This is a genomic window from Trinickia sp., assembly GCF_051953955.1.
Lineage (GTDB): Bacteria > Pseudomonadota > Gammaproteobacteria > Burkholderiales > Burkholderiaceae > Trinickia.
The window spans coordinates 1-18,304 of the sequence record NZ_JBQCIF010000094.1 but is presented as its reverse complement, the minus strand read 5'-3'; the positions used below and the strand labels follow the sequence as shown (position 1 = coordinate 18,304).

General features: G+C 64.7%; 15 protein-coding genes and 1 tRNA gene. 6 read left to right on the top strand and 10 right to left on the bottom strand.

The features are described from left to right. Position 1 precedes the first annotated feature (1 nt). The 6 genes from ACTHNZ_RS18290 to def all read right to left on the bottom strand — a co-directional run bounded on the left by ACTHNZ_RS18290 (position 2) and on the right by def (position 5,653). A complete protein-coding gene (locus ACTHNZ_RS18290; RefSeq protein WP_440543968.1) occupies positions 2–595 on the bottom strand; it encodes a DUF4390 domain-containing protein in 594 nt (197 codons plus the stop codon). Then, positions 592–2,040: a 16S rRNA (cytosine(967)-C(5))-methyltransferase RsmB gene (rsmB, locus tag ACTHNZ_RS18285; protein WP_440543967.1), complete on the bottom strand. Its 1,449-nt coding sequence runs from the start codon at positions 2,038–2,040 to the stop codon at positions 592–594. Before rsmB ends, ACTHNZ_RS18290 begins: the two co-directional genes overlap by 4 nt. Before the next feature lie 221 nt (positions 2,041–2,261). Then, positions 2,262–3,119: a zinc metalloprotease HtpX gene (gene htpX, locus ACTHNZ_RS18280; protein WP_440543966.1), complete on the bottom strand. Its 858-nt coding sequence runs from the start codon at positions 3,117–3,119 to the stop codon at positions 2,262–2,264. 127 nt (positions 3,120–3,246) lie between these two features. After that, positions 3,247–3,906, bottom strand: coding sequence for a LysE family translocator (locus tag ACTHNZ_RS18275; protein ID WP_440543965.1), 660 nt, complete (start codon positions 3,904–3,906; stop codon positions 3,247–3,249). Positions 3,907–4,044: 138 nt separating this feature from the next. Next, entirely contained in the window at positions 4,045–5,100 is a 1,056-nt protein-coding gene (gene fmt, locus ACTHNZ_RS18270) for a methionyl-tRNA formyltransferase (RefSeq protein ID WP_440543964.1), read from the bottom strand. A gap of 49 nt (positions 5,101–5,149) precedes the next feature. Continuing rightward, entirely contained in the window at positions 5,150–5,653 is a 504-nt protein-coding gene (gene def / locus ACTHNZ_RS18265) for a peptide deformylase (RefSeq protein ID WP_440543963.1), read from the bottom strand. A gap of 248 nt (positions 5,654–5,901) precedes the next feature. On the opposite strand from def, the gene dprA reads away from it, so the two are divergent. The 3 genes from dprA (at position 5,902) to ACTHNZ_RS18250 (ending at position 10,690) form a co-directional block, all read left to right on the top strand. Continuing rightward, positions 5,902–7,263 (top strand): DNA-processing protein DprA, encoded by a 1,362-nt coding sequence (gene dprA / locus ACTHNZ_RS18260; RefSeq protein WP_440543962.1) that lies wholly within the window; start codon positions 5,902–5,904, stop codon positions 7,261–7,263. A 93-nt stretch (positions 7,264–7,356) separates the two neighbouring features. After that, a complete protein-coding gene (locus tag ACTHNZ_RS18255; RefSeq protein ID WP_440543961.1) occupies positions 7,357–7,734 on the top strand; it encodes a thioredoxin family protein in 378 nt (125 codons plus the stop codon). Positions 7,735–8,017: 283 nt separating this feature from the next. Next, positions 8,018–10,690, top strand: coding sequence for a DNA topoisomerase III (locus tag ACTHNZ_RS18250; protein ID WP_440543960.1), 2,673 nt, complete (start codon positions 8,018–8,020; stop codon positions 10,688–10,690). Positions 10,691–10,844: 154 nt separating this feature from the next. Here ACTHNZ_RS18250 and ACTHNZ_RS18245 read toward each other — a convergent pair whose 3' ends face one another. Next, positions 10,845–11,948, bottom strand: a complete 1,104-nt coding sequence (locus ACTHNZ_RS18245; RefSeq protein WP_440543959.1) for a LysR family transcriptional regulator — start codon at positions 11,946–11,948, stop codon at positions 10,845–10,847. Positions 11,949–12,224: 276 nt separating this feature from the next. Further along, a complete protein-coding gene (locus ACTHNZ_RS18240) occupies positions 12,225–14,084 on the bottom strand; it encodes a phosphoenolpyruvate carboxykinase (GTP) (RefSeq protein ID WP_440543958.1) in 1,860 nt (619 codons plus the stop codon). Positions 14,085–14,493: 409 nt separating this feature from the next. Between ACTHNZ_RS18240 and ACTHNZ_RS18235 the strand changes: the two genes are divergently transcribed. After that, positions 14,494–15,507, top strand: coding sequence for a D-2-hydroxyacid dehydrogenase family protein (locus tag ACTHNZ_RS18235; protein ID WP_440543957.1), 1,014 nt, complete (start codon positions 14,494–14,496; stop codon positions 15,505–15,507). A 129-nt stretch (positions 15,508–15,636) separates the two neighbouring features. Here the strand turns inward: ACTHNZ_RS18235 and ACTHNZ_RS18230 are convergent, their stop codons facing one another. Both ACTHNZ_RS18230 and ACTHNZ_RS18225 read right to left on the bottom strand, forming a co-directional pair. Continuing rightward, positions 15,637–16,512, bottom strand: coding sequence for a patatin-like phospholipase family protein (locus tag ACTHNZ_RS18230; RefSeq protein WP_440543956.1), 876 nt, complete (start codon positions 16,510–16,512; stop codon positions 15,637–15,639). A 44-nt stretch (positions 16,513–16,556) separates the two neighbouring features. Further along, complete coding sequence (locus ACTHNZ_RS18225) at positions 16,557–16,961, bottom strand: PaaI family thioesterase (RefSeq protein WP_440543955.1); 405 nt, start codon at positions 16,959–16,961, stop codon at positions 16,557–16,559. A 305-nt stretch (positions 16,962–17,266) separates the two neighbouring features. On the opposite strand from ACTHNZ_RS18225, the gene ACTHNZ_RS18220 reads away from it, so the two are divergent. Both ACTHNZ_RS18220 and ACTHNZ_RS18215 read left to right on the top strand, forming a co-directional pair. Next, positions 17,267–17,342, top strand: a tRNA-Lys gene (locus ACTHNZ_RS18220). 389 nt (positions 17,343–17,731) lie between these two features. Further along, positions 17,732–18,184, top strand: a complete 453-nt coding sequence (locus ACTHNZ_RS18215) for a hypothetical protein (RefSeq protein WP_440543954.1) — start codon at positions 17,732–17,734, stop codon at positions 18,182–18,184. Positions 18,185–18,304: the final 120 nt, after the last annotated feature.

The window sequence follows — 18,304 nt, the reverse complement described above, 5'->3', positions numbered from 1 at the left end:
GCTATTTAGCACGTTCAGCCACCGTGAAGGTAAAGCGCTTCCAGTCGGAAGCGAGCGCCCAGTCGCGATTGTTGACGGCGTCGACCTGGAACGGCTTGGGCATCAACGCGGTATCGAGCTGCATGCGCACCGATGCCGTGTACGTTTCGCCGGGCTGCACTTGGCCGCGATCGATGACGTGCCACGACGTGACATGTTTGATGACGGCGAGGGCATCGGTCAGTGACGAAAAACCCTGCTGCAGCCCCCCGCTCGATACCCGGTACTCGCGCGTCAGCGGTTGGAACGACAGGCGAAGCGTTTGCGAGACCGAGACGGGCTGTTCGTCGAACCAATACCAGCGCGGGCGCGTGAGATCGAACTCGGTCGTGAAGTAAAGCGGTATGCCTTTGTTGACGGCATCCTCGAGGCTGCTGTTCAACTCGAAGTCGAAACGGGCATCGAGGTTCCAGCCACCCGTGCCGTCGGCCTGCAGCGACGCACGCTGCACCGCGATCGTATCGGCGTGCGCCAGCCCCGCCGCAAGCGAAACGGACAGCCCAATCCAGAGCAAGGCCACGAACCGAAGCCCAAGGAAGCGTTTGCTGATCGTCACCGTTTCTGAAAGCGCGCGTAGAAAAAACCGTCGTGGTCGATGTCGGCACCGGAACGCGCCGAGTCGGGTGCGGGCGTTCCCGCCGATGCAGGAACCGAGACCTCGGCTGCGGCGCCAAGGCCGGTCGGCAGCAGTTGTCCAGGCGCGCCCAATCGTACCGCATCTTGATGCGTGCTTTCAAACCACCGCGCCTGTTCCTCGCCTTCCTCGGGAAAGATCGAGCAGGTCACGTAAAGCAGCTCACCGCCCGGGGCAAGCAAAGGCCACAGCGCATCGAGGATGCGGCGTTGCTCGTTCACGAGCGCGGGGATGTCCGTCGCGCGCCGCAGCCAACGCACGTCCGGATGACGCCGCACGATGCCCGATGCCGAGCACGGCACGTCGGCCAGAATGCGCTGAAAAGGCCGCCCGTCGTGCCAGGCCGCGGGCGTGCCCGCGTCGCCGACGATCACCGTGGCCGTCGACCCGGGACGCGACAGGCCGAGGCGAGTCAGGTTTTCCTCGATCCGCGCCGCACGCGCCGGGTCGGACTCGAGTGCGACCAGTTCGATATCGGCCAGCTCCAGCAGGTGGCCCGTCTTCCCGCCAGGCGCGGCGCAGGCATCGAGCACGCGCATGCCGTCGCCGACGGCCAACTGCTGGGCCGCCAACTGCGCGCCCGCGTCCTGCACCGACACGACGCCCTGCATGAACCCGGGAATTCGATCGACGGGCAGCGGCGACGCCAGCCTGACCGCCTGCGGCCCGATGGCCTCGGCCTCGATGCCGCTTTCCCGCAGTGTCCGCAAATACTCCGTCACGGTGGCGCGCCGCGCGTTGATGCGCAACGTCAAAGGCCCCGGCGAGTTGCCTGCCGAGAGCACGCGCTGCCAGGCATCGGGCCATGCACGCCGCACCGCCTCGATCCACCAGAGCGGGTAATTCCAGGTTGCAGTCGCGTCCGCGCTCGCCTTCTCGAGCCAAGCCTCGCGCTCGCGCAGGAAGTTGCGCAGCACGGCGTTGACGAGCCCCTTGGCGAATGCGCACTCGCGCCGCGCACCGATAGCGGTGACCGCCTGATCGACGACCGTGAACGGCGCGTACGCGGCCGCCTGGGCATCATCGGCCAACAACGCCAGCGCGCAGGCGAGGACATTGCCGACGTGGGCGGGCGGCGCCTTGCGCACGAGCGCCCCAACGAGCCAATCGGCCCTGCCGAGCCGCCGGAGCGTCCGATAGGCGATGTCCTGGATCGCGCCGCGCGCGCTCACCGCGGCGCCGTCCGATGCACTGGCCTGCACGGCGGTGAGCGCCGCGGGCAGCGCCGAGCCGCCTCGCACTGCGCCGACAGCCAGCGCCGCGCAATCGAGCGCGAAGCCGAGCGAGTCGGGCGCGAGAGGCAGCGTGGAAAATTGCGCGGCGCCGGTTTTCTGCGCCTTGCGACGGGTGAGAGCGAATCGAGTCATCGAAAAAGCGAAAGACGCGCGACGGGAGGGTCATCCAGTAGGAATCGGAATCGCGCGAAATGAACGCGACATTGTAACGCGCACTCGAACGCGCTCCGCCGAACGGCACGCCCGCTTGCACGAGTCCGGCCGCGCACGGCCGGCGCAAGCCTGCGCCGCACGTGGAAACGGGCCCAGCGGGCCCGTTCCTCAGATGCCGCGATCAGCGCCGCCGCACGGCGTCAATCATAGCTGCCGGTACGCGCCATTTCCATCAGGCGCGCGATGCGCTCCTCCGTCGCCGGGTGGGTCGAAAACAGATTCGCCACGCCACGGCCCGAAAGCGGATTGAGGATCATCATCTGCGCGGTCGTCGGGTGCGCCTCGGCGGCGGCGAACGGAATTCCGGAAGCGAAGCGGTGGATTTTGTCGAGCGCCGAAGCGAGCGCTTGCGGATCGCCCGACAGTTGCGCGCCGCCACGATCGGCCTCGAACTCGCGCGCCCGCGAAATCGCCATCTGGATCATCGCCGCGGCAATCGGCGCGAGCAACGCAACGGCAATGCCGGCGATCGGATTGGCCGGACGCCCTTCTTCGTCGCGCCCGCCGAAGAACATCGCGAAGTTGGCGAGGGCCGAAATCGCGCCGGCCATCGTCGCGGAAATCGTCGAGATCAAGATGTCGCGGTGCTTCACGTGCGACAGCTCGTGCGCCATCACGCCGCGCATTTCGCGCTCCGACAAGATTCGCAAAATGCCCGTGGTGGCAGCGACCGCCGCGTGCTCCGGATTGCGGCCCGTCGCGAACGCATTCGGCGCGTCCTCGTTGATGAGATATACGCGCGGCATCGGCAGGCCGCCCCGCGTCGCGAGCTCGCGCACCATGCGATAGAACTGTGGCGCGCTCGTTTCGTCGACTTCCTGCGCGTTGTACATGCGCAGGACCATTTTGTCCGAGAACCAGTACGAGAAGAAGTTCATCGCCAACGCGATGACCAGCGCGAACATCATGCCGCGCGAGCCGCCGATCATCCCGCCGATCGCGACGAACAGGGCCGTGATCGCGGCCATCAGCATCGCCGTTTTGACCCAATTGAACATGTGCACTCCTTTTTTCGTTTGCGCCCCGGCGACGAGCCGATCCTCGGCCGTCCCTGGCGTCGCGTTCAATTGTAAGCGATTCGTCAGGAATCGGTTGGGCGGGCCGCGAAGGCGAAGCAGCGATCGATCAGCGCTGCGTCGCCGTGGCGAGCCTGAGCCCTAAGCCGACGAAGGCGCTGCCGACCAGGCGATCGAGCCATTTCTTGACCGCGGGCTTGCCGCCCAGCCGGCGCGTGACGCTGCTGGCGACCCAAGCCACGAAGACGGACCACACGAGGCTCATCGCCACGAACACGCCGCCCAGCGCGAGGAAAGCCAACGTCTTGTGCTCGCCCTCGTTGGACACGAATTGGGGGAAGAACGAGACGAAGAACAGGACGACTTTCGGGTTGAGCACGTTCGTCCAGAAGCCCTGAAGATAGAGTTGCCGCAGCGAGCGGGCGCCTTGCCCCACGGCTGCGCAGGCCGCGCCGTCGCCGCTTTGCGGTTTCGCCTTCACCGACGATGCGAAGACGAGGCGCACGCCGAGATAGATCAAGTAGATCGCGCCCGCGAACTTGATGATCGTGAAGGCCGTGGCTGACGCCGCCAGGAGAGCCGTCAGCCCGAACGCACAGGCGATCGAATGCACGCAGCACCCCGTGCAGATCCCGAGTGCCGACATCAAGCCGGCGCCGCGGCCTTGCGCCACGCTGCGGCCGACGATGTAGGCGGTATCGGGCCCCGGTGTCACGTTCAGCAGGAGCACCGCTACGACGAAAAACGGAAAGTGGATGATGCCGAACATGCGCGAGTTCTCCTGTGCGACGTGTTGACTGCGACTAACCTTCACTGCAACTAACTGATTGATCGGCGCTTCGCGCGACGATCATCGCACGCGAGCGGCGAACCGTGCTCGCGCCGCTGCGTGGCGACCCACGCGCATTCAACGCCTCGCCTGAGCGGAGTCCGGCAGTTGTAACCGCTGACCGGGTTCCAGGGCCGCACCGGCCAGGAAGTCGCGCACGGGTAGGCGCTTGCCGCCCGGCTTTTGCAATTGCGTGAGCCGCAGGGCGCCTTCGCCGCACGCGACGACGACGCCCTCGGGTGAAACCTCGACGATCGTGCCCGGCTCTGGAAATTCAAGCTGCGCGACGTCATCCAGGGACTCGATAGCGACACTGGCACGCCTTTGCTGTTTGTCCTCGACCACGGCATGCGCCGCCCAGACCTTCAGTGCCGTGCCGTCCGCGAGCGTCGCGACGCCGCCCGGAAACGGATCGAATGCGCGCACTTGCCGCGCGAGCACGTCGGCCGGCGCGCGCCAATCGAGCGCCGCCTCGTGTTTGCCGATCTTTTCCGCGTAGGTCACGCCGTCCGTGCTCTGCGCCGTCGCCGGCAATGCGCCCGTGCGCTCGAGCTTCGAGAGCGCGTCGACGATGAGCCGCGCGCCCTGCGCCGCGAGCTTGTCGTGCAGCGTCGCCGTCGTATCGGACGGATCGATCGGCGTGCGCGCCGCTTCGATCATGGCCCCCGTGTCGAGGCCTGCATCCATTTGCATCAGCGTGATGCCGGTTTCGGCGTCGCCCGCTTCGAGCGCGCGGTGGATCGGCGCGGCGCCGCGCCACCGCGGCAGCAGCGATGCGTGGATATTGATGCAGCCGTGCGGCGCGATATCGAGCACTTCTTGCGGCAACAGCAAACCATATGCGGCAACGACCATCACGTCGTGCGGCGTGGCACGCAGCCGGTCGATCGCCGCGGCGGCTTCCTCGGGAAACTTTCCGGTACGGCGCAGCGACGGCGGCTGCGCGACCTCGAGCCCATGCTCGAGCGCGTAGCGTTTGACGGCGCTCGCCTGCAGCTTCATGCCGCGCCCGGCGGGACGATCGGGCTGCGTCAGAACGAGCGGCACCGCAAAGCCGGCTTCATGAATGGCGGCGAGCGCGCTGGCGGCGAACTCGGGCGTGCCGGCAAAAACGACGCGCAGCGTATGAGTCATGGATCGAGAGAAAACGGCCAGTGGAAGATGCGAAATCGGGGAATACGGGTCACATTGCGTGCGCGAGCTTCTTCATCTTCGTCTTGATGCGCGACTGCTTGAGCGCAGACAAATACTCGACGAAAACGCGGCCCATCAGATGATCCATCTCGTGCTGAATGCACACGGCCAGCAGGCCTTCGCAATCGAGCTCGAACGATTGCCCCTTCTCGTCCAGCGCGCGCACGCGCACGCGTTCGGCACGCTCCACTTCGTCGTAGACGCCGGGCACCGATAGGCAGCCCTCTTCGTGGAGTTGGCGCTCGTCGCTCGACCACACGATTTCGGGATTGATGAACGCGCGCAGCTGGTCGTGCGTTTCCGAAACGTCGATGACGATGACTCGCTCGTGCACGTCGACCTGCGTGGCGGCCAGGCCCACGCCGGGCGCGGCATACATCGTTTCGGCCATATCGGCGACGAGCTTGCGGATGCGCTCGTCGACCTTCTCGACGGGTTTTGCGATTTTGTGCAGCCGCTTGTCGGGGTAATTGAGGATGCTCAGTAAAGCCATGGTGTCAAAGGTGGTTACGCGTGACGATGCCGCTTGCGAGCGCATCGTCGATTCGATGGCGCGCTAGGCCGTTCGGCTAGCTGGCGCGCGTCTCGCCGGTTATCGAAGATACGCCCATCCGCGCGTGTCGTCAGGCCGCTTTCGCGGCGGCGAGCCCGCGTCGGGCTACGTTTTGGGGTATTTCGGATGGTGAAAATTTTATCACGGCGCTTGCGGATTCGCAGACTGCCGGGCGAAGGCGAGTGTCGATGCGCGCCCGCTCGATGACGCGCGCCGAAGTCAGCGCTTGGCTTGCGCTCACGAGCGTCCGCGCACTGACGCCACCCGTGCTGCGCACGCTGCTGGCGGCCTTCGGCGATGCGCAGTCGCTGCTCGCGCAGCCGCTACATGCACTCGTCGAGACGGCGGGGGCGCAGGCCGCGCGGGCCGTCGCAACGGCGGCGAGCGCCGCACTCGGTGAACGGCTGCAGCACACGTGCGCCTGGGCCGCCCTGCCGGGCAACGCGCTCGTCGCACTCGACGATCCCGCTTATCCGCCGGCGCTTCTGACCATGCATGATCCGCCGCCGCTACTTTACGTGAGCGGCCAGCTCGAATGGCTGCACGCGCCGAGCGTGGCGATCGTCGGCAGCCGCGGCGCGACGCCGCAAGGCATCGACGACGCTTCGCATTTCGCGCGCGAATTGGCCGCGTCGGGCCTCGTCGTCGTTTCGGGCCTAGCGCTCGGCGTCGATGCCGCGGCCCACCGGGGCGCGCTACAAGCGGGCGGCGCCACCGTCGCGGTCGTCGGCACGGGTGCCGATCTCGTTTATCCGGCGAAACATCGCGAACTCGCGCACGCTGTTGCGGCACGGGGCGCAATCGTCTCGGAGTGGCCACTCGGCGTGCCGGCCAAACCAGCGCATTTTCCGCAGCGCAACCGGCTCATTGCGGGCATGACGAGGGGCGTGCTCGTCGTGGAAGCGGCGCTTCGCTCGGGATCGCTGATCACCGCCCGCCTCGCCAATGAAATGGGGCGCGATGTTTTCGCGATACCCGGGTCGATCCATGCGCCGCTTTCAAGAGGCTGCCATCAATTGATCAAGGACGGCGCCATGCTGACCGAGACGCCCGCGGACGTGCTCGATGCGCTAGGCCTGCCCGCACGAACGTCCACGCAGATGACCGACATGCCCGGTGGGGCCGCACCACGGCGCGCGGCGCGCTGCGTCCATGACGCCGGAAGCAGTGCGGGTGCGGGTGCCAGTGCCAGTGCCAGTGCCAGTGCCAGTGCCAGTGCCGGTGCCAATGCCGATGTCGAACCTGAGGCCGCTGCCCGACGACGCAAACCCATGCCGCCGACCAAATCCGCACGAGCGGCTCGGCAGCCGCCAGCCGAGCCGCTACCGCTATTCGACGAACCACGCGCCGCGCCGTCGCCCGCGCCGCTTTCCCCGTGCGCGGCACGAGTGCTCGATGCGCTGGGGCACGCCCCGGCAGCTCTTGAAATCCTCGCGGCCCGCACCGAAATGAACAGCGCGGCGCTGCAAGGCGCGCTGCTCGAACTCGAACTGCGCGGGCATCTCGCAGTCCTGCCGGGCGGCCGTTACGCCCGGCTCGCGCGGGGTTGACGCAAAAACGACGGGCGAATCCGCCGTGCTACAGTCGCCAAAACCGCTACAGGATTAGCATCGAACACTGCACGCGAAAACAAGGAATGCATCATGCCCGCGCTGAACTTGGACACCGACTCCGACAGGATCGCCGAGCGCGTCAACGACCCGAACACGCTGCTCGTCGCCTGTCTGTGCGCCCAATGGTGCGGCACTTGCCGCGACTACCGCGCGACGTTCGACCGGCTTGCCGAGGCGCATCCCGAAATGTGCTTCGCCTGGATCGACATCGAAACGCACGCGGATCGCTTCGACGATCTCGACGTCGAGAATTTCCCGACGCTGCTCATCGAGGACGGCGTCACGGCCCGTTTTTTCGGGACGGTGCTGCCGCACGGCGCGATTGCCGAACGGCTGTTGTCGGATCTGACCGCCCTGCCGAATGCCGTCGGCGCGCCCAAGGTGCGTCCCGCCTTGACCACCGCTTGAGCTTGAGCCGCCCGAGGCGCCCGCGCCGCTCCTACGAGCCCGTGATCGAACGCAGCCGACGCGCACCGGTGGCACGTTCCGTGCGTATCCGCCACACCGGCCCGCCGTCCGCAAAGGCTTGCGCCGCACGCGTCCGAGCACGGCGACCGGTGCCGGCGGCGCCCTCGCCGGCTCTACGCTTTTTGGGGCTACGCAACGCCGCTCCCGCGCCGTGTGCTATAAAGCGGTCGTTAAAGGGAACAAAATCTGGGATCGGACCCCAGCCACTACTATTAATCCTGTCATGTCCAAAGCACTGATCATTGCGGAGAAGCCCTCGGTCGCGAACGACATCGCGCGTGCACTCGGCGGCTTCACCAAACATGACGAATACTACGAGAGCGACGAATACGTCCTCTCCTCGGCGGTTGGCCATCTGCTCGAGATCGCCGCGCCCGAAGAATATGAAGTCAAGCGCGGCAAATGGAGCTTCGCGCATCTGCCTGTCATCCCGCCGCATTTCGATCTGAATCCGATCGCGAAGAGCGAATCGCGGCTGAAGGTGCTGACCAAGCTGATCAAGCGCAAGGACGTCGAGCGCCTGATCAACGCCTGCGACGCGGGGCGCGAAGGCGAACTGATCTTCCGGCTCATCGCGCAGCACGCCAACGTGAAGAAGCCCGTTCAGCGCCTCTGGCTGCAATCGATGACGCCGGCCGCCATCCGCGACGGCTTCGCCCACCTGCGCAGCGACACCGACATGCAACCGCTGGCCGATGCCGCGCGCTGCCGTTCGGAAGCCGACTGGCTCGTCGGGATCAACGGCACGCGCGCGATGACCGCCTTCAACAGCAAGGGCGGCGGCTTCTTCCTGACGACGGTTGGGCGCGTCCAAACGCCGACGCTCTCGATCGTCGTGGAACGCGAAGAAAAGATTCGCCGCTTCGTGCCGCGCGACTATTGGGAAGTGCGCGCCGAGTTCGTCTGCGCGGGCGGTTTCTATGAGGGCCGGTGGTTCGACCCGAAATTCAAACGCGACGAATTCGACCCTGAAAAGCGCGATTCGCGGCTGTGGAGCGTCGCGGCTGCCGAATCGGTCGTGGCCGCCTGCCGCGATCACGTCGGCACGGTCACCGAGGAATCGAAGCCCTCGACCCAACTTTCGCCGCAGCTGTTCGACCTGACGAGCTTGCAGCGCGAGGCGAACGGCCGCTTCGGCTTTTCCGCGAAGAACACGCTGGGGCTTGCTCAAGCGCTCTATGAAAAGCACAAGGTGCTGACCTACCCGCGTACCGACGCACGCGCGCTGCCCGAGGACTATCTCGCCACGGTCAAGAGCACGCTCGACATGCTCAAGGAGAGCAACAACTACCTGCCGTTCGCGAAGCAAGTGCTCGACAAGGGGTGGGTGAAGCCGAACAAGCGGATTTTCGACAACTCGAAGATCAGCGACCATTTCGCCATCATCCCGACGCTACTGGCGCCGAAATCGCTGTCCGAGCCCGAGCAGAAGCTGTACGACCTCGTCGTGAAGCGCTTTCTCGCCGTGTTCTTCCCGGCAGCCGAGTACCGCGTCACGACGCGCATCACCGAAGTGGTCGGGCATCACTTCAAGACCGAGGGTAAGGTGCTCGTCGAGCCGGGCTGGCTACAGATCTACGGCCGCGAGACGAGCGGCGAAGACGCCAACCTAGTACCCGTGCAGAAGGACGAGAAGGTCAAGACCGACAAGATAGCGGCCCATGGCCTGACGACGAAACCGCCCGCGCGCTACAACGAAGCGACGCTGCTCTCGGCGATGGAAGGCGCGGGCAAGCTCGTCGAAGACGACGAATTGCGCGAGGCGATGGCCGCGAAGGGGCTCGGCACGCCGGCCACGCGCGCGGCCATCATCGAAGGGTTGCTTGGCGAGAAATACCTCGTGCGCGAAGGCCGCGAGCTCATTCCGACGGCGAAGGCCTTTCAGCTGATGACGTTGCTGCGCGGGCTCGGCGTCAAGGAGTTGACGGCGCCCGAGCTGACCGGCGAATGGGAGTACAAGCTGGCGCAGATGGAGCGCGGCAAGCTCGCGCGCGACGCGTTCATGCAGGAAATCGCCCGCATGACGCAGACGATCGTGAAGCGCGCGAAGGAGTACGACTCCGATACCATTCCGGGCGACTACGTCACGCTCGCCACGCCGTGCCCGAACTGCGGCGGACAGGTGAAGGAGAACTATCGGCGTTTCGCTTGCACGCAATGCGAGTTCTCGATTTCGAAGATCCCCGGCAGCCGCCAATTCGAGACCGAGGAAGTCGAGACGCTGCTCGCTCAGAAGCAAATCGGACCGCTGTCGGGCTTCCGCAGCAAGATGGGCCGTCCGTTCTCGGCCATTCTCAAGCTCACGTTCGACGACGAGACGAAAAACTACAAACTCGAGTTCGATTTCGGCCAGGATGCCGGCGGCGAGGATGGCGAAGCGCCCGACTTTTCGGAACAGGAAAGCGTGGGCACGTGCCCGAAATGCCATGCGCGCGTGTTCGAGCATGGCATGAGCTATGTCTGCGAAAACGCCGTGGCGAACCCGAAGACTTGCGATTTCCGCTCGGGCAAGGTGATTCTTCAGCAAGAGATCGCGCGCGAGCAGATGGCGAAGCTGCTCGGCGAAGGCCGCACGGATTTGCTCACGGGCTTCAAGTCGTCGCGCACGGGCCGCAACTTCAAGGCCTATCTCGTCAAGCAAAGCGACGGAAAGATAGGCTTCGAGTTCGAGAAGAAGGAGCCGTCCGCGAAGACGGCCGCCAAGACGAGTTCTCGCTCGGCCGCGGCATCGAAGGGCAGCGACGAGACGGATGGGGCGGCGGAGAAAGCCGCCGACGCGGCGCCGGCCAAGAAGGCGGCCAGCAAAACCGCCGGCAAGACTACCGGTAAAACCACCGCCAAGGCAGCAGCGAAGACGCCGGCGAAACGGGCGACGGCAAGAAAGGTCAGCGCCTGAGCCTGGCTCAGAGCGCCGTCGAGCAGCCGTCGAGGAGCCGTAGACAAAAAAAGCGAGCGCAGGCGCGTTCGCTTTTTTTATTGCGGCGCGGCCCAGTCTTACCTCGAAGCTCGCTCACCGCGCCGGCCGGGCCTTGGCCGGGGCCAGCCGCGCGTTACAACGGCGACGGCGTGCTGACCCGTACGCGCGGATGCCGAGTCATCTTGCGCAATGCATTGTCGCCCCGCTCCTCGAACGTGTCGCTCTCGGCATCGGCGCCGAACGCATCGTCGGCATCGATCGATTCCGATTCCATCTGCGTCACTGGCGCCACGGCTTCCTGATCCCGCACCACATCCTTGAGCCAGAGTTCGCCGAGCGTGCCGTTCGGCGTTTGGCTGAAGTGCTCGACGAGGTGATCGATGAACGTGCGCACTTTGGCCGGCAAGTGACGCCGGCTCGGGTACCCGATATTGATCTCGACCTTCGGCAACCGGTATTCGGTGAGCACGCGCACGAGATTGCCGCGCGTCGCATCGCTGCCGATCAGATAGCTCGGCAAAATCGCGATGCCCATGTCGAGCAGTGCGAACTGACGCAGTATCTCCGTATTATTCGCGACGATGACGTTCGACGGCCGCACGCGCACTTCGCCTTCCGGCCCCGTGAAAACGCGCTCGTCGCCCCAGTATTCCGTGGGCAAGCTCAGGCACGCGTGCTCGAGCAGTTCTTCCGGGCGCATCGGGGTGCCGTGCTTCTCCAGATACGCAGGCGTCGCACAGACGATCATGCAGCCTGTGGTCAGGCGGCGCGTCACGATGCTGGCGCTGCGCACCTTTTGTGCAATGACGATACCGACGTCGAACCCTTCCTCCACGAGATCGACGCTGCGATCGACGAGCGTGAGATCCGGCACGACTTTCGGATAGCGCTGAGTATAGGTCTGCAAAACAGGCGCGAGATTGTGCAGGCCGAACACGACGGGGGCAACGATGCGCAACGTGCCGACCGGCTCATGATTGCGGGCGACGACCATCTGCTCGACGTCTTCCAGTTCGTCGAGGATTTGGCGGGCGCGTTCGAGATAGACCTGACCCGATTCGGTCAACGAGAGACTACGCGTGGTGCGGTTCAGCAGACGCGTGCCGAGGCGACCTTCGAGGTCGGCCACATGGCGCGTAGCCACGGCATTCGAGATGTCCATCGCGCTCGCTGCACGCGCGAAACTGCCGAGATCCGCCACTTTCACGAACACACGCATTGACTGCAAATGATCCATTGACGACTCCTGCCGCTTGTTGTTACTCAGAAAAAAATTCCTGAGCCAATCCGTGATTGTCCTACGACTTTGAAAGGCGCGCAGAGTTGCGCGCAGATCGACTTTTTATTTCGTAGCAAGAAATAAGCGGTAAGAATCGTTGCGAAAATTCGTATAGTGAAAATTCGACGGCGAGATGCCGAGGATTGAATGCGGAGCCTAAAAAAAGACCGCCCGAAGGCGGTCGCGCTCGAGCCGCGCGGCGCCGGAACTGCGCGCCGTGCGTGTGCCCGAATATCATGCAGACGTTAGGCGATTTTCGATTTCGGCTTTCGTTCGAGTGAGCGCATCGGGCAACCGATGCCGTAACGAATCGAAAAATTCCGCATGCAACGCGAGTTCGCGCCGCCAATCGGCGTCGTCTACGGAAATGACTTGCTCGAACTGCTCGCGCGTGAATTCGAGCCCATTCCAATCGATGTCCTCATAGCGCGGCGATACGCCGAACGCATGATCGGAGCCGGTCGCGTGCCCCTCGATGCGTCCGATCATCCAACGCAAAACACGCATGTTCTCGCCGAAGCCTGGCCAGACGAACTTGCCATCCGGCCCCTTGCGGAACCAGTTCACACAGAAGATCTTCGGCAGCTTCGCCCCGAGCCTGTCGAGCCGCTCGCCGACGCCGAGCCAGTGCCCGAAGTAATCGCCCATGTGATAGCCGCAAAACGGCAGCATCGCGAACGGATCGCGCCGCACGACGCCTTGCTTGCCAGCCGCCGCCGCCGTGGTTTCAGAGCCCATCGTGGCTGCCATGTAGACGCCTTCCACCCAATTGCGTGCCTCCGTCACGAGCGGCACGGTGCCCGAGCGCCGGCCGCCGAAGATGAAGGCATCGATGGGCACGCCGGCCGGGTTCTCCCAATCGGGATCGACCGAAGGGCATTGAGACGCGGGCGCGGTGAAGCGCGCATTGGGATGAGCGGCCTTGCGGCCCGTTTCCTTCGCGATCTCGGGCGTCCAATCGTTGCCCTGCCAATCGACGAGGTGCGCGGGGGGCGTATCCGTCATGCCTTCCCACCAAACGTCGCCATCGTCGGTCAGCGCGACGTTCGTGAAAATCACGTTCGCTTTGAGCGTGGCCATCGCGTTGTAGTTGGTCTTCTCGCTCGTGCCCGGCGCGACGCCGAAATAGCCGGCCTCTGGATTGATCGCGTAGAGCCGTCCATCCTTGCCCGGCTTGATCCAGGCGATGTCGTCGCCGATCGTCGAGATCGACCAGCCGTCCATCGCGCGCGGCGGTATCAGCATCGCGAAGTTCGTCTTGCCGCAAGCCGACGGGAACGCCGCGGCGACGCGGTACTTGCGGCCCTCGTCGGACGTCACGGTCAGAATCAGCATGTGTTCGGCGAGCCACCCTTCCCGCCGGCCCATCGTCGATGCGATCCGCAGCGCGAAGCATTTCTTGCCGAGCAGCGCGTTGCCGCCGTAGCCCGAGCCAAAGCTCCAGATCTCGCGCGCTTCGGGGAAATGGACGATGTATTTCGTCGGATTGCAGGGCCACGAGACATCGGCCTGCCCCGCGGCGAGCGGCGCGCCGACCGAATGCACGCAGGGAACGAACTCGCCGTCGGTGCCCAGGACGTCGTACACCTTGCGGCCCATGCGCGTCATGATCCGCATGTTGACGACGACATAGGGGCTATCGGTCAGCTCGATGCCGATGTGCGCGATCGGCGAGCCGATCGGTCCCATCGAGAACGGCACGACGTAGAGCGTGCGGCCGCGCATCGAGCCGTCGAAGAGGCCTTCGAGCGTCGCGCGCATCTCCGAAGGCGCCATCCAATTGTTCGTCGGCCCCGCATCGTCGCGGTGCTCCGAACAAATGAACGTACGGTCCTCGACGCGTGCGACATCCGACGGATCCGAGCACGCGAGATAGGAGTTCGGCCGCTTCTCGGGGTTCAAGCGCTTGAGCGTGCCGGCCGCGACCATCAAGTCGCACAGGCGATCGTTCTCCTCCTGCGAGCCGTCGCACCAAACGACGCGATCAGGCTTCGTGAGGGCCGCGATGCGCTGAACCCAATCGATCAGCTTGCGATGCTGGACGTAAGCAGGCACTTCAAGAGTGGCGGCGCCTCCAAAGGCGGAATGGTTCATCGAGCAGTCTCCGTTTTGTCATCGTTAAGAAGGAAACGGGCTTGGCTCGCTGACGCTGCGTGCGAGAGGTGCGTTCGAACGCGTACGTTGCGCGTGAGAACGAGTGCGTCAGGAGCGAAAGAGCTTGCCGAGCGTCCAGCGCGCACGTGAATTGCACGCGGTGGCATGAGGTGCGTGCCGAGCGGCCCGCCGACACGCGCGCGTCATTCGCGGCTTGCGCGCCGGCGCGACAAGCTGTTAAAAAGAAGCGGTCCTGCCAAGTGAAAGCAAAAGCGAAAGCCGGGAGCATCGTGACCATGCGTGTCGCATCGCTCATGCCAGCTTTTCTCCTATGACCGGTTGGAACCGACAAGCATATCACCGCGTCTACTGTGTACATCGTGCACTGCAAAACTCCACACCATAGCCTATGAAGATTGCCATTCTCGACGATTACCAAGACGCCGTCCGCAAACTCGATTGCTTCCAGCTTCTGACCCGCCATGACGTCAAAGTGTTCAATAACACCGTTCGCGGCCTCGGACAGTTGGCTAGCCGGCTCGCGGAAGTCGACGCCTTGGTGCTGATCAGGGAACGCACGCGCGTGACGTCGCAGTTGCTCGACAAACTGCCGCATTTGCGCATGATCAGCCAGACGGGCAAGGTATCGAATCACATCGATCTGGCCGCGTGCACCGAGCGCGGCATCGCCGTGCTCGAAGGCGTCGGCTCGCCGATCGCGCCGGCCGAGCTAACGTGGGCGCTCATCATGGCGGCACAGCGCCGCATTCCTCAGTACGTGGCGAATCTGAAGCAAGGCGCTTGGCAGCAATCGGGCTTGAAGACGTCGGCACTGCCGCCGAACTTTGGGCTCGGCACCGTGCTGCGCGGCCATACGCTCGGCGTCTGGGGATACGGCAAGATCGGCCGGCTCGTCGCCGGGTACGGCAAAGCGTTCGGCATGCGCGTGCTGATCTGGGGCCGCGAACATTCGCTCGAAGCGGCGAAGGCCGACGGCTACGAAGTGGCCTCGAGCCGCGAGGCGCTGTTCGAAGAGAGCGACGTGTTGACGCTGCATTTGCGGCTGCACGACGACACGCGCGGCATCGTCAAGCAAGCGGATTTGCTGCGGATGAAGCCCACGGCACTGTTCGTCAACACGAGCCGCGCCGAGCTGCTCGAAGACAACGCGCTCGTCAACGCGCTCTCGCACAATCGGCCGGGCATGGTTGCGATCGACGTCTACGAAAGCGAACCGATTCTGCAGGGCTACGGGCTCTTGCGCATGGAGAACGTAATCTGCACGCCGCACATCGGCTATGTCGAGCGCGAAAGCTACGAGCTTTATTTCAGCGCGGCGTTCAAGAACATATTGGCGTTCGACGAAGGCGACACGTCGAGCGTCGTCAATGCCGACGCGTTGAGCGTCGTGCGGCGACGTTGACGTTTTCGGCCGCTTTCCGCTTTCCGCCTTCCTTTCTTTCTAGTGCCCATGCGAGGGCGCGCGCGGCGTGTCTCGGACCGCTTCGCCGCGATGCTCGTGCGCGGCGCGGCGCATCCCGCTGCTCACGCCTTAGGCATGGTGGGCCGTGAGCGCATCGATTTCCGGTAGGCGGGCGAGGAACGCTTCGCCGTCTGCGCGGCCGAGGTCGTAGGCCGGGCGCATCAATGCAGGCTGCGTATAGTCCCAGCTCGAGATCGGCACCTTACGCGACGGCTGCACGTACAGGCGCTGCTGCATGCCGTGCGAGAGCACGAAAGTTTGCGGGCGCGGATACCGGCGCGTGACCAAGACCAGCACGCGGCCCGGCGTCTCGTCGAGTGCGTCGACGGGAACATTGTCGACCATGCCGCCGTCGAGCACGGGTCGGCCGTTCCGTTTCAGGACTGGCGTAAAAGGCGGGGTGCACGACGATTGCAGGATCAGATCCGCCAGTTCGTCGACGGCGATGCAGTCTTGCGCGCGCACGAACTCGGGCCGGAAGCCTAGCGTGCGGCCGAGGGTGGGGTGCAGCACTTTGCGCAGGTGCTTATCGATGTTGTAGGCGATGAGGCCCGCGGCCACCGACGTACGCGCGCCGAGCCAGCGCGGCACGCGCGAGACGCCAATGCGAATCTCGGGTGCGCCGGCGAGTTTGGAGAACGACTCGCCGTAAATGTCGAGCAGTGCCTGGCGATAGATGGCGTAGTGCGGGAACACGGCGGCGCCGCGCCGCCAGAGGTTGCCCCAATAGACGTTCTTCTTGTTGTGGCGAAGCACGTCTTCGTAATAGCGCATGACCCATTGCGCGTCGCTTCGCGTATAGAGCATGCACGCCGTTGCGGCACCGGCCGAAATCGCCGTGATGACGCGTGGAGCGAGCGCGAGCTCGGGTTGGACGACATCCCAGAAGCCGGCCTGCCACCAGCAGCGATTGCCGCCGCCTGCGAACACGACCTGATCGAACATGTGCGATTCCTTTGTGGGCGGGTACCGTGCGATGCGTCGCTCGTTCAGTTGATGAGCGCGTAGGTCGTCGTCGCGTGGACCGCCATTTTGCCTTCCTCGTCGACGAGCTCGATTTCGCCGAAAACGAGATTGCGGCCCATGCGCAGCACGCGCGCGGTCACGAGCACGTCGCCCTTGCGGACGGCGCGCATGAAGCTGATGTTGAGCGAGACCGTCGTCATTGGACGGAATTCGCCGAGCGCGGCCGAGATGGCGACGATCATGGCCGTGTCGGCTGCCGCCATGAAGACCTGGCCGCAGATGACGCCGCCCGAGTGACGGAGTTCGCCGGAGAACGGCAGGCGCAGCGTGGCGCTTTCGTCGGAGATGGTGACCGGCTCGAGCGCGAGCGAGCGAACCCACGGGGCGAGGACGCGGTCGAGCAGATCGAGGACGGCGGATTCGGTCATGGGGTGTCTCCTGGCGGGGCGATGGTGTGAATCTGGGGCTCTGTGGTCGTTTTGGCTCTGGGTGTCGCTCTGGGTGTGGCTTTACTATGCACCGGCGCTTGGCGTGGGTCCGAAGCAGTCGTGCGGTGGCGCCATCATACCGGGGGCGGGAAGATGGGATCTTGAAACGGCACGGAAGCTGTCGGCTGAGCGAGCGTCACTGCGCGCGGATGAGCGACATCGCCCGAGGAACGACGATTTTTTCAAAAAATGGCGAAAAGGGGCTAGGCAAGGACGAAAAAGTCCCGCATAATTCGCAGTCTGTTGGGGCGTTAGCTCAGTTGGTAGAGCAGCGGACTCTTAATCCGTAGGTCGAGTGTTCGAGTCACTCACGCCCCACCAAAGAATTCTGCTTGAAAAAAGGGTCTGCATACGCAGACCCTTTTTTCATGGCGCGTCCGGTGGGCCGTGGAGGCAAAAGTGGAGGCACGGCCCGTCGCGGCCCATTGCGGTTCACCCCCGCGCTTGGGCCGCTTGCGCCTCCAGCGCTGGCCCGTTTCTGGCCAGCCGTTCCGCCTCATTCCAATGACCCGACACCCGGCCTCGCGTCCTGCCGGCGGACCCGTCTAAGGTCCGTCGCGACGTGCGTGGCAGGTTGGGACCGCTCCCGGGAACACAGCGATGCTCCTTCCACTACCGGAGCAGTCTCATGCATTGCTTTCCTACCGTGGTTCCCGTCACGCCTGCCGTGCCCCGCACGGTATCGCCCCTCAATCGCGGGGAGGCCCGACATGAGCGTCTACTCTCACCGTAATGGCTGGCAGGCCCGTGTCACGGTCAAGGGGCAGAAGTTGACCCGGAACTTCGCCGCCCACGAAAAACAGGAAGCCGAAGCCTGGGCGGCCAGCCTCCGCATCCAGCTCGAGAACACCCACGAGCCCCTGCTCGGCGGCCCGTCCAGGACGACGCTCGCACGCGCCCTGCTCGAATACGCCCGGCTACACTCCATCCACAAGCTGGGCGTCGCGCGGGAACTCACGCGGATCAATCGGTACCTGCTGGCCGCCGGATTGCCGACGCTCTCGGTCGAGGAGACGGACGACGACCGCGTCAATCTGGTCGAAACACCGCCTCCGACCCTGCCGCGCACCTTCGCGGCCCATCAGGAAAGCCGCGCCCGGGCACCCAAAAAAACCAATGCGATGCGCGCCACGCTGGCCCAGTGCGTATTTCGGCGAACGTGACCGCCGATTTCGGGAACGTGACCGATTCGGCGGGTTTGGGCGTTGCGCGGTGTCGATTGTAGATTTCCTTGTCAGTTTTGGTCGAGTTCGGGCTCCGGAGTGTTGGGTTTGAGGGCCGCT

Excerpts from the sequence above, each read along its gene's own strand:
- ACTHNZ_RS18275 (WP_440543965.1), bottom strand. The coding sequence starts at position 3,906 with ATGTTCGGCATCATCCACTTTCCGTTTTTCGTCGTAGCGGTGCTCCTG.
- ACTHNZ_RS18230 (WP_440543956.1), bottom strand. The coding sequence starts at position 16,512 with ATGTTCGATCAGGTCGTGTTCGCAGGCGGCGGCAATCGCTGCTGGTGG.
- ACTHNZ_RS18225 (WP_440543955.1), bottom strand. The coding sequence starts at position 16,961 with ATGACCGAATCCGCCGTCCTCGATCTGCTCGACCGCGTCCTCGCCCCG.
- ACTHNZ_RS18245 (WP_440543959.1), bottom strand. The coding sequence starts at position 11,948 with ATGGATCATTTGCAGTCAATGCGTGTGTTCGTGAAAGTGGCGGATCTC.
- fmt (WP_440543964.1), bottom strand. The coding sequence starts at position 5,100 with ATGACTCATACGCTGCGCGTCGTTTTTGCCGGCACGCCCGAGTTCGCC.
- ACTHNZ_RS18215 (WP_440543954.1), top strand. The coding sequence starts at position 17,732 with ATGAGCGTCTACTCTCACCGTAATGGCTGGCAGGCCCGTGTCACGGTC.
- ACTHNZ_RS18250 (WP_440543960.1), top strand. The coding sequence starts at position 8,018 with ATGTCCAAAGCACTGATCATTGCGGAGAAGCCCTCGGTCGCGAACGAC.
- ACTHNZ_RS18255 (WP_440543961.1), top strand. The coding sequence starts at position 7,357 with ATGCCCGCGCTGAACTTGGACACCGACTCCGACAGGATCGCCGAGCGC.
- htpX (WP_440543966.1), bottom strand. The coding sequence starts at position 3,119 with ATGTTCAATTGGGTCAAAACGGCGATGCTGATGGCCGCGATCACGGCC.
- ACTHNZ_RS18235 (WP_440543957.1), top strand. The coding sequence starts at position 14,494 with ATGAAGATTGCCATTCTCGACGATTACCAAGACGCCGTCCGCAAACTC.
- def (WP_440543963.1), bottom strand. The coding sequence starts at position 5,653 with ATGGCTTTACTGAGCATCCTCAATTACCCCGACAAGCGGCTGCACAAA.
- dprA (WP_440543962.1), top strand. The coding sequence starts at position 5,902 with ATGCGCGCCCGCTCGATGACGCGCGCCGAAGTCAGCGCTTGGCTTGCG.
- rsmB (WP_440543967.1), bottom strand. The coding sequence starts at position 2,040 with ATGACTCGATTCGCTCTCACCCGTCGCAAGGCGCAGAAAACCGGCGCC.
- ACTHNZ_RS18240 (WP_440543958.1), bottom strand. The coding sequence starts at position 14,084 with ATGAACCATTCCGCCTTTGGAGGCGCCGCCACTCTTGAAGTGCCTGCT.